At 71.5% G+C, this 11,285-nt stretch carries 7 protein-coding genes; all 7 read right to left on the bottom strand.

Annotated elements, in window-relative coordinates; genetic code table 11:
• The coding region (locus tag ABZ027_RS42425; protein WP_356778335.1) for an amino acid adenylation domain-containing protein at positions 1-4,537 on the bottom strand (4,537 nt) is incomplete at its 3' end.
• A gap of 130 nt (positions 4,538-4,667) precedes the next feature.
• A complete protein-coding gene (locus ABZ027_RS42420) occupies positions 4,668-4,877 on the bottom strand; it encodes an MbtH family protein (protein ID WP_356778333.1) in 210 nt (69 codons plus the stop codon).
• A 7-nt stretch (positions 4,878-4,884) separates the two neighbouring features.
• Positions 4,885-5,658 (bottom strand): alpha/beta fold hydrolase, encoded by a 774-nt coding sequence (locus ABZ027_RS42415; RefSeq protein WP_356778331.1) that lies wholly within the window; start codon positions 5,656-5,658, stop codon positions 4,885-4,887.
• A gap of 7 nt (positions 5,659-5,665) precedes the next feature.
• Positions 5,666-6,649 carry a TauD/TfdA family dioxygenase gene (locus ABZ027_RS42410; RefSeq protein ID WP_356778329.1) on the bottom strand — a complete coding sequence of 328 codons (984 nt, stop codon included), beginning with the start codon at positions 6,647-6,649 and terminating at the stop codon, positions 5,666-5,668.
• Between the two features lie 146 nt (positions 6,650-6,795).
• Positions 6,796-8,061, bottom strand: a complete 1,266-nt coding sequence (locus tag ABZ027_RS42405; RefSeq protein ID WP_356778327.1) for an MFS transporter — start codon at positions 8,059-8,061, stop codon at positions 6,796-6,798.
• On the bottom strand, positions 8,058-9,008 hold the full coding sequence (locus ABZ027_RS42400; RefSeq protein ID WP_356778325.1) for an ornithine carbamoyltransferase: 951 nt from the start codon (positions 9,006-9,008) through the stop codon (positions 8,058-8,060). The genes ABZ027_RS42405 and ABZ027_RS42400 overlap by 4 nt, the downstream gene beginning before the upstream one ends.
• Positions 9,009-9,158: 150 nt before the next feature.
• Positions 9,159-11,285, bottom strand: a 2,127-nt coding sequence (locus ABZ027_RS42395; RefSeq protein WP_356778323.1) for a serine hydrolase, incomplete at its 5' end; no start/stop codon positions are given.

The following is an 11,285-nucleotide window of genomic DNA, read 5'->3' as shown; positions in this document are numbered from 1 at the left end:
CTTCGATCTCGTCCTGGCTGAGCTGGACGAGGTCCAGGTCGGAAGGGGTCAGACCGCCCGAGCCGGGTGCGTCGGCGTGCCGGGCCAGCCCCTCCAGGGCCTCGAACCACAGCTGCGCCAGCTCCCGCACCTCCGCCTCGGACAGCACCCCGTCGGCCCATGCCCAGCTCGCGTGCAGACACGGCCCCTCGGCCAGGTCGTACGTCACCGCATTCAGCTCCAGCGCGTGCGCCAACGGCAGCCCCGCATCGGCGCCGGCGCCCACCATGCCCGGACGAGAGCTCATCTCCCAGGCGCCGGCTTCGCCGGTGAACCGGCCCAGGTAGTTGAACGCCAGCTCGGCCCGTGCCCCGGCGGCCAGTTCCGTGCCCGCCGCGGGGTCGAGGTGGCGCAGGACGCCGTAGCCGATGCCGTCGTCGGGGACGGCCCGCATCTGCTCCTTGACCCGCTTCAGCACCCGCCCGGCAGCCGCACCACCGGCACACACCTCGTCCCAGGACTCCCCACTCGCGTCCAGACGCACCGGATGGATCGACGTGAACCACCCCACCGTGCGCGAAAGATCGACCCCCGGCTCCTCGACACGGCCATGCCCCTCGAGATCGAGCAGCACCCCCGCGTCCGACTCCCGGTCCCGTCGGCGTTGCCACTCCTGCACCGCCGGTGTCAGACCCGCCAGCAGCACATCGTTCACACCACCGTGGAACAACGCTGGTACCCGCGTCAGCAGCGCCTCCGTCAGCTCCGCAGGGAGGGGCAGAGTGATCTCGCGCTGGGTGGCGGCGGTGTCCTCGGCGGGGGTCAGAGCCCTGGAGCCGAGCGGCGGGTTCGGCCGTCCGACCATTTCCCGCCAGAAGTCCAGGCGGCCGGCGTAGCTGCCCTGTTCGGCGTGCTCGTGCAGGCGTCGCGCCCAGCTGCGGAACGACAGCGGCACGGGCTCCAGCTCGCGGCCCTCCCAGGCCGCCTTCAGATCCTCCAGCAGGATCCGCCACGACACACCGTCCACCACCAGGTGATGCGCCACCAGCAGCAGCCGGCCCGGCTCCAGCCAGACGGCCCGCAGCATGCTCCCGGCGTCCGGGGCGAGCAGGCCGCCGGCGTGACGTACGTGCTGCTTCACGGTCGCTTCGTCGAGGTCGGGGACGGTGACCTGCTTCAGCAGGCCACCCGCGTCCACCTCACCCGGCGCCGCGACCTCCAGCGACCACCCACCGTCCTCACGCACCAGACGCGAACGCAACATGTCATGCCGGTCCACCACAGCCTGCAACGCGTCCACCAGCGCGCCACGACTCACCGAACCCGGCAACGACACCACCACGTACTGGTGGAACCCCTCCACCGGCCCCGACAGGTCCCGCAACCACTCCATCACCGGAGTCAACGGCACCACACCCACTCCGGCACCCGCCGACTCCGCCACCGCACCACCGGCACCCACCGGCGCCGCGATCCGCGCCAGGCCCTCCACCGAAGGGTGCTGGAACACATCCCGCGCCGAGAACACCCAGCCCGCCCGACGCGCACGCGACACCAGCTGAATCGCCATGATGCTGTCGCCACCACAATCGAAGAAGGAGTCCTCCACCCCCACTTCGTCCAGGCCCAGCACCTCGGCGAACAGGGAACACAACACCTCCTCCACGCCCGAACCGGGCGCACGCCCCGCACCCGAGACGAACTCCGGCGCGGGCAGAACCCCCCGGTCCACCTTGCCGTTCACCGTCAACGGCAGCCGCTCCAACACCACGAACGCGGCAGGAACCATGTACTCCGGCAGTTCCCGGGCGACATGGGTGCGCAGGTCGGCAGGATCGGCGGGCTTGCCCTCCGGTACGACGTAGGCGACCAGGCGGCGGTCCCCGGGGCGGTCCTCCCGCGCGACGACGACGACCTGGGCGACCGACGGATGGGTGGCCAGAGCGGCCTCCACCTCGCCCAGTTCGATGCGGAAGCCGCGCACCTTCACCTGGAAGTCGGCCCGCCCCACGTACTCCAGCTGTCCGTCGGCGCGCCGGCGGACGAGATCGCCGGTGCGGTACATGCGCTCTCCGGGAGCACCGAACGGGCAGGCCACGAAGCGCTCCGCCGTCAGGCCCGGGCGGTTGTGGTAGCCGCGGGCCAGACCGGAACCCGCGATGAAGAGTTCGCCCACCACACCGACCGGCGCCGGCCGCAGACCCGCGTCCAGGACGTAGCAGCGCATGTTGTCCAGCGGCGTACCGATGGGGGGAACCGTGCCGATGTCGTCGGCCGTCCGCGCGAGGGAGGTCACGGCGAACGTCGTGGTCTCCGTGGGGCCGTAGCCGTTGCCGACGGTGATTCCTGGGCAGGCTTCGAGGACTCGGCGCATGGCTGCGGAGGAGCCGGCGTCGCCGCCGGTCCAGACGGTGTGCATCCCGGCGAAGGCCTTGGGGTGCTCGTCCGCGATCAGGTTGAACAGGGCCGTCGTCAGGAAGGCGGCTGTCACGCCGTGTTCGGCGACCATCCGCTCCACCACCGCGCCGTCCACCTGGCCCGGCGGTGCCACCACGACCCGGCCGCCGTTCAGAAGCGGCACCCAGATCTCGTACGTGGAGGCGTCGAAGGACTGGGGGGCGTGCATGAGGACGCGGTCGTGGTCCCCGCCGACCCAGCGCCGGTCGAAGGCGAAGTCCGCGACATCGCGGTGGCGCACCCCGACGCCCTTGGGCACACCGGTCGAACCCGACGTGTACATCACGTACGCCAGCCGGTCAGGGTGCACGGTGATGTCGGGAGCCCCGGGGTTGTCCTGGTCGTCCCCGGCCTGCTCGCTCGACCACGGTGTCCGCTCGAGCGTCACCACGCGCGTCGGCAGTTCCGGCACCTCGCGGTCAGTGAGCAGCACCGTGGCGCCGACGTCACGTAGCACCCACGCCAGCCGCTCGGGCGGCAGGCCCGAGTGCAGCGGCACATACGTGCCGCCGGCCCGCACCACGGCCAGCGTCGCCACCACGGCGTCGACGGAGCGCTCCAGCAGCAGCGCCACCGGGGACTCCACCGTCACGCCCAGCGTCATCAGCCGTCGCGCCAGCCGGTTCGCCCTCGCGTCCAGTGCGGCATAGGTCAGCTCCACCCCGTCGGCCGCCACGGCGACCCGGTCCGGGGCGGCCGTGGCCTGCGCGGCGAACAGCTCGCCGAGCGCCCCGGCGGGCACGGCCCGGTCGGTCGCGTTCCATTCCGTCAGCAGCAGTCGCCGCTCCTCGGGGGACAGCACCTCCACCTCGCCCGTCGGGCGCTCCGGCTCGGCGATCAGACCCCTCAGGAACCGCAGGAAACGGTCCTGGTGGGCGGCGAGCCGGTCGGTGTCGTAGAAGGCCGGGTTCGCGTCGAAGGCGAGGGTCAGCCCCTCCCCGTCGGCGCGGTGGTAGGCCGCGATGGACAGCTCGTCCACCGGGCCGTTGGACAGGTTGTGGGCAGTGGTGCGCAGCCCCGCGAAGTCCAGGTCGTAGTCGAAGTCCATCATGTTGACGACAGGGCCGACCAGGGTCTGGCCGTCACCGAGGAGCTTGAGGTCGCGCCGCATGTCCTCGTAGCGGTAGCGCTGGTGCTTCAGTGCGGCGCGAGTGGCCCGGGTGACCTGGGCGACGAGCTGCGCGAGGGAGTCGCCCGGGGCCACCCGCACCCGCAGGGGCACCACGTTGGAACGCAGTACGGGAGTGCGGCGGTCGGCCGGTGTGGTCCGGGCGGTGACCGGAAGACCGAGGACGACGTCCTGTCTGCCGGTCGTCCGCGCCAGATAGGCGGCCGTGGCGGTGATGGTCAGGACGGGCCACATCGAGCGCAGCCGCCGGGCCACGACCCGCAGTTGCTCGAAGTCGGCGGCGGGCAGCCGGACGTTGCGCCGCAGGAACAGGACCTGCCCGTCCGGGGGCGCGAGTTCCTGGGTGTCCACCAGCCGGGGCGGTTCCGGGGTGTCGGCGAGAAGCTCGGACCAGTACTCACGGTCCGCGGTGCGGGCCGGCGAGCGACGGTAGTCGGCGTCCTCCTCCAGCAGCTGGGCCAGCGGGGCGAACCCGCTCGGGCCGAATTCCTCGCCGCGTGCCAGAGCGGAGTACACCTCCGCCATCCGGCCGCTGATCAACGGGCCGCCGGAGGCGTCGATCAGGATGTGGTGGATGCGCTCGTAGAAGTGGAAGCGCTCCTCTGCCACCTTCAGCAGGGCAAAGGTGGTCAGACCGCCCTCGGCGAGGTCGACGGGCCGGTGCCGGTCGCGGTGCATCCACTCCTGGGCGGCGGCCTCGGGGTCGTCCTCCCCGGTGAGATCGATCAACGGCAGCCCAGGGCTCAGCTCCGGGACGACCAGCTGGCGCAGCTCCTCGCCTTCCTTGACGATGGCGCGCACCCGGAGCGTCTCCGCGTCCTGGAGGAGCTGGTGCCAGGCGGCCTCCAGCAGACGGTGGTCGACGTCACCGTGGAAGGTGATGTACTCGGAGATGTTGTACTTCGCACCGGTCGGGTCGAGTTCATGCCCTGCCCAGACACCCGCTTGCGCTGCCGACAGAGGGAGACTCACGGTTTGTGCTGTTTCGGGTATGGGCATGGCTTTCCACCAGGGTCCGGGTATCGAAGAAGATCGGGTGACGGCGTGACGGCGCGAGGACGTCGGCCGGAAGCGGTACGGGCAGGGCGCGGCTACGGCGGCGTCACGCCACGTGCCGGCCGAGGCTCCGGGGCCGCATGTCCGTCCAGTGGGTGTTGACGTAGTCGACGCACGCCTCGCGTCCCGCCTGGGGCAGGACGACGGTCCAGCCGGCCGGGACCTCGGCGAAGGCGGGCCACAGCGAGTGCTGTCCCTCCTCGTTGACCAGGACGTGGTACGCGGCGTCCGGGTCCTCGAACGGGTGGGTGCTCATGGGGTGGTCAGCTCCTCTTCGCCACGTCGCTCAGTGTGTCGGCCACCAGGGCCACGAGCCGGTCGGTGGCCGTCTCGGTGTAGAAGTGACCGCCGGGCAGGGTGTGCAGGTCGAACGGCCGCACGGTGTGCCGGGACCACTGCCGGGCCTCGTCCTCGTTCACGGAACCGTCCTGGTCGCCGATGACGGCGGTCACCGGGCAGTCGAGCGGGGATCCGGGGACGTAGCGGTACGAGGCGACGAGCCCGAAGTCGTTGCGCAACATGGGCAGCATCAGCTCCAGCAGGTCGTCGCCCTGCTCCAGCAGAGCCGCGCCGGATCCGCCCAGGTTCCGGATGTACGCCATGATCTGCTCCTCGGTGCCGAACCGGACGGTGTCCGGGCGGGGAACCGAGGGCGCCTTGCGCGCGGAGACGAACAGCCGGGTCAGCGCCGGTGCCCCGGAGGCCCGCAGGGCGCGGGCGACCTCGTAGGCGACGGTCGCGCCGAGGCTGTGGCCGAAGAACGCCACGGGCCGGTCGAAACAGTGCAGGACGGCCCGCGCGGCCTCGGACACCAGGACCGGGAAGTCCCCGATCAGCGGCTCGCCGTACCGGTCCTGCCGACCGGGGTACTGGACGGCGATCAGCTCGATGTCGGGCGGCAGCAGCTCCGGCCAGTCCCTGAAGGCGCTCGCGCTGCCGCCGGCGTGCGGAAAGCAGACCAGCCGCAGCCGGGCGTCGGCGCGCGGCACATAGCGGCGCAGCCACGCGCTCCCGGGCGTGGAGTGGTGCATGGTCATGGCGGGGTCACTCCCCGCCGCGCTCGGACCGCGCGTTCGGCGCGTACGGCTCCGCCATGGCGACTGCGATACGACGGGCTCCGGTGAACGGTTCCCGGCCGTGCGCGGCCAGCATGTTGTCCACGACGAGCACGTCGTCCTGCTGATAGTCGAAGCGCACCGTCTGCGCCCGGTAGCAGGCCCGCAGATGGTCCGTGACCTCATCGGGAATGCGGCCGCCGTCGCCGTAGTAGGTGTTGGTCGGCAGGTCCTCCTCGCCGAACAGGCCGAGCAGCCCCTCACGCACCTCGGCCGGCAGCGTGGTGTGGTGGAAGAACACGATGTGGTTGAACCACACTGTCTCCCCTGTCTCGGGGTGGGTGTGGATCGCTTTGCGGCGCGCCCGGGTTCGCAGCGCGTCGCCGCCCAGCCACTCGAACTCGATGTCCTTGGAGCGGCAGTACGCCTCCACCTCGGCCCGCTCGTCGGTGTTGAACAGCTCCCGCCAGGCCACGCCGAAGTGGTCGTGGAAGTTGCGTACGACCATCCAGCCACGCCGGGCGAACTCCTCGCGGACCGCCGGGTCGATGGAGGCGTACACCTTGCGGATGTCGGTCAGCGGGGTGGCGCCCTGCGTCTCGGGCGGCTGGTCGCAGTAGAAGTAGAGCGTCCGGGGCCAACTCGCCTGGTAGGAGTTCTCGTTGTGGACGAAAATCTCCTCCTCCGGCGGATAGTCGGTGGAGGTGTAGACGTTCCCCTTGATGGTGCTGCGCGGGGAGGACCGCTCGGAGTAGGTGAGCGGGTCACCGGACAGTTCCCTGACCACCTGGTCGAACCCGTCGATCCCGCCGATGTCGAAGCCGCGGAGCAGCAGCGCACCGTGGGTCCTCAGTGACGCCCGCAGCCGTTCTCGGTCCGACTTGATCAGGCGGATGACGTCCCGGTCCGCGGACTCGGCCTCGACCAGGAGCGGCAGCGGCTGTCCCGCTGGTGCAGTGCGATGGGCGGACATCGTGGTGGCATGCCTTCCTGAAAGGGTGTTGGGTGCCGGAAGCGTGCGTGTGTCCGCGTTCGGCCCCGGTCGCGTGGGTACGGGCGCTGGTGCGCGAGTGGCCCGTCCGCCTCCCCACTGTGCGGGGGAGGCCTATATTTCTTCCGTCATTTCTCCGGTGTACGCCCCGCGGTCCTGATGACCGGGCTCAGCACGGCGACCAGCGCCATGGCGGCCATCGCGGCCGCGACCGCCGTGACGGTGGGCGTGGTGCCGAAGGCCGCGAGCAGCAGGCCGCCGGCGAGCGCCCCGGCGGAGTTCATGCCGGAGCCGATGAGAGCGAAGACGCTGGTCACCCGGCCCTGCATCTCGTCCGGGGTGATCTGCACCTGGTACACGCCTGCCGCCACGTTGAGCAGGGCGCCGGCGAAGGACATCCCTGCGAACAGCGCGCCGATGAGCACCGGTTGGTCGACCAGGGCGACGGGCGTCATCAGCAGCGCCCACACCGCCAGCGTGCCGGTGACGATGGCGCCGGGCGACAGCCGCTTCAGGAACCACGAGCCGGTGAGGGCTCCGAGGATGCCGCCCACACCCGACACGGTCCCGATGAGGCCGATGGTGGCCGGGGAGCCGCCGTTCTCCTTGACGATCAGCACGAGAGCCAGCGACAGCACCTGGAAGAGGATGTTGCTGCCCGCGATCAGCCCCACGGCGGCCCGCATGAACCGCTGCCGCCACACCCAGGTGAGCCCCTCACCGACCTCCCGGCGCAGATCGCGGGGCGCTTGCGGGCGCTCCGACTGGAACTTCTTCCGGATCAGCAGCAGCGTGATCAGCGCGGTCAGATGGGACACCGCGGTGAGCAGGAACGGCAGCCATCGGGCCACCGCGTACAGGGAGCTGCCGCCGAGCTGCCCGAGCAGCCCGGCGCCCTGTCCACGTGCCTCGTTGCGGGTCAGCGCGACGGTCAGGTGGTCCGGGTGGACGAGGTTGCGCACCGCGGCCCGCTCGGCGAGCCGGTAGAAGATCGCCGCCGAGCCCTCCACGAACGCGGCGGCCATCAGGTGCGGCAGCCACAGGTGCCCGCTGATCAGCGCGGCCGCGACACTGCCCATGGCGGTCAGCCCGGCGAGGTCGCACAGGATCATCAGCCGGCGCCGGTCCAGGCGGTCCACCAGGGCCCCGGCGGGGAGTTGCAGGAGCAGCTGGGGCAGCAGCGCGGCGAACCCGACGAGTCCGGCGCCGGTCGGGGAGCCGCCGTACCAGACCATCAGCAGGGGGTAGGCCACGGTGCTCGCCCGGGTGCCGAACAGCGAGAGCCCGGCGCCGGTCCACAGCAGCAGGAAGGCCCTGTTCTTCCGCAGTGGGGGTGGCGGCGCCGTGCCGGGCTGGGCACCCCCTCCTTCGCGGTGCTCCTCCGTCAGGCTCATTCGAAGGTGCCGGGCGTACCGGCGGTGCCGAGGCGGCTCCATTCGAGGACCGCCATGGCGCTGTGCATCTTGTTCTCGGCCTGGTCGAAGGCGATGCTCGCCGGGCCGTCGAGCACCTCGGCGGTGACCTCCTCGCCCCGGTGGGCGGGCAGGTCGTGCATGAACAGGGCGTCGGCGTTGTTCGTCCACAGGTCCCGGGTGACCTGGAAGGGCGCGAACAGGGAGCGCCAGTCGGGGTCGGGCTTGCTGGTCCCGGTCGTCTGCCAGCGGGTGGTGTAGATGACATGGACGTCCTTGGGCAGTTCGTCCATCGAGTGCCGCTCGGTCACGGTGGCACCGGAGCGCTCCGCGTGAGCGCGCGCCCGGACCAGGATGTCCTCGGGCAGCCCGTAGCCGGGCGGGGTGCGCAGCTCGAGTTCGGTGCCGGGGAAGCGGGCCAGGCCCAGCGCCAGGGCGGCAGCGGTGTTGTTGCCCTCTCCCACGTACAGCAGCCGCAGCCCCTCGACGCGGCCGAAGCGGCACATGAGCGTGCTCAGGTCGGTCAGACCCTGGGTGGGGTGCTCGTCGGCGCTCATGGCGTTGATCACGGACATCCGGGGCTGGGCCGCCCAGCCCCGCATCTCCGCCGGGTCGTCGGCCGTCCGGGCGACCAGCACGTCGAGCATCCGGGAGAAGACCTGCCCCGTGTCCTCGCTGGTCTCCCCCGTGTTGGTCTGCAGGTCGCCGCCGTTGTACGCGATGATCTGCGCCCCGAGCCGCAGCGCCCCCGCAGAGAAGGCGGTACGGGTGCGGGTCGAGGTGCGCCGGAAGTAGATGCCGGCGATCGTGCCGTCGAGGACGGGAGCCGGAGTGGCCGTGCCGCTCGAGAAGGCGGCTCCCCGCTCCACGAGGTGGCGCAGGTCGGCGTCGGTGAGGTCGTCGAGGGATATCAGGTGTCGTGCGGTCATGCGGCGCTCCTCGGCATGGGTTGTACGCGTGGTCGGACGGCGACGGAGGTCTCGGGGGACGCGTTCCGTCTGGTGGAGGGCGTCGGCGGACCGGGGGGATCGGTCCGCCGACGCCTGCGGGTCGGCCCTGCCTGGCGGGCCCGCTGGTGGTCAGCCCCGGCCGTCAAGGCCCAGGGAGGACCGCCGGGCACCATGGCCCAGCGCTTCGGCGATGTCGGCCACGACGTCCTTGCCGGCTGCGCCGTTGGTGAGGGCGACGAAGCCGTCACCGCTGCGCAGATGGCAGAGGGACACCGCCTGGTAGCCGACCGGCGAGCCGGCGTGGCCGAACTGCACCTCGTCGTTCGTGGCGTCCACGACCGTGCCCAGGCCGTAGAAGCTGTCGCTGCTCGGCGCGAGCATGAGCTGCGCCGTCTCCCTCGACAGCAGGCTGAGCGGGCGGCCCAGCGCGGAGCGGCGGACCTCCAGCGCGACCTTCGCCAGGTCGGCGGCGGTCGTCCACAGACCGGCCGCCGCCTGGTCCGGCCGGATCAGCCAACCGCCGTCGACGGGGCGTCCCTCCTCGTCGTGCCCCAGAGCCACCGGGCGACCGGTCCGCTCGGGGAAGGCCTGGTCGAAGCTGGTGGCCCGCATGCCCAGCGGTTCGAAGACGAGGTCCCGCATCAGCTCGTCGTACGGGCGGCCGGTGACGTCGGTCATGAGCTGCTGGAGCACCGAGTAGTGGACGTTCGCCTTGCGGAACTCCTTGCCGGGAACACCCTCACGCCCGACCGGAGGCGTCGTCGCCGGTGCCCTGCCGTGCAGCAGGTCCAGCAGCGACGGCACGGGGCCGGCGCCGCGCCAAAAGCCCTTGCCCGGGGTCGGGGTGAGCCCGGACAGGTGCCCCAGCAGGTGCCGGGCGGTCACCGGCACCGCGTCGGGGTCCTGCGGCACGCGCCAGCCGACGAGGTACTCGTTGACGTCCGCGTCCAGATCCAGCCGCCCCTCGTCCACCAGCTTGAGCACGCCGAGCGCGGTGATGTGCTTGCTCAGCGAGCCGACGTGGAAGACGGTCTCCTGGGTGACCGGCTCGCCCCCGTCCGCGGTCAGGGAGCCGAAGCCCTCGACGGCGACGAGTTCACCGCCCTCGACCACGGCGACGAGGGCTCCGGGAACCTTGTGCCGGTCCAGCGCGGCGGGCAGAGCGGCGGACAACGCCGTTCCGGCCGACGGCGCCGAAGGCTCCGCCTGCTGCGCGGTATCCGCCGCCTCCGTCTCGGGCACGGCGGCCGCGTCGACCAGTGCGGCGAGCTCCGCCAGGTCCTGAGCCTGGTAGTGCATGAACAGCGACAGCGGGAGTCCTTCCCGGCGGGCGGCCGCGATGACCTGGATGACCAGGATCGAGTGTCCGCCCAGCTCGAAGAAGCTGTCCGTCGCGCTGACCCGCTCCTTGCCGAGGACCTCGCTCCAGATCTCCGCGAGCTTGCGCTCGGTGGGCGTGCCGGGTGCCACGTGCTGTGTCTGGTCGGTGTGGTGGGTGGGGGTGGGCAGGGCTTTGCGGTCGACCTTGCCGTTGGGGTTCAAGGGCATTGTGTCGAGTTCGACGAACAGTGAGGGGACCATGTACTCGGGCAGCGACTGGGTCAGGTAGGTGCTCAGTTCGTCGCCGGGTGCGGTGCCGGGGCCGTGGGCGGGTACGACGTAGCCGACCAGGCGGGTTTCGCCGTCGTCGGTGTGGGCGGTCACGACGGCTTCACTCACCAGCGGGCTTCCTGCCAGGACTGCGGTTACTTCGGCGGGTTCGACGCGGTAGCCGCGGATTTTGACCTGGTCGTCGGCGCGTCCGAGGAATTCCACCGCTCCGGCGGCGTTCCACCGCACCACGTCCCCGGTCCGGTACAGGCGTCCGCCGGCATCGCCGAAGGGGTCGGGGACGAACCGTTGCGCGGTCAGTTCCGGGCGGCCCACATAGCCGCGGGCCACTCCGGTGCCGCCGACGTACAGCTCTCCCAGGGCACCGACCGGTACCGGCTGCATCGCCTCGTCCAGCACATGGACCCGCATGCCGGGCAGGGGGTGGCCGATGGGGACGACGCCTTCGGCGTCGGCCGGCACGGGGTGGATGGTGGTGCCCACGGAGGCTTCGGTCGGCCCGTATTCGTTGATCAGGCGGCCCTCGCCGAGCCAGCCAGCCCAGCGTGCGCCCAGCGGACCGGCCAGCGCTTCGCCGGCGACCACGATCACCCCGGCAAGCCCAGCGGCTTGTTCGGGTGTGACCTGGTGGGAGAGCACTTCCAG

This window comes from Streptomyces sp. NPDC006332 (assembly GCF_040612855.1).
GTDB lineage: Bacteria > Actinomycetota > Actinomycetes > Streptomycetales > Streptomycetaceae > Streptomyces.
Note: the sequence above shows the minus strand (reverse complement) of the source record. Positions and strands in the feature narration are given on the sequence as shown.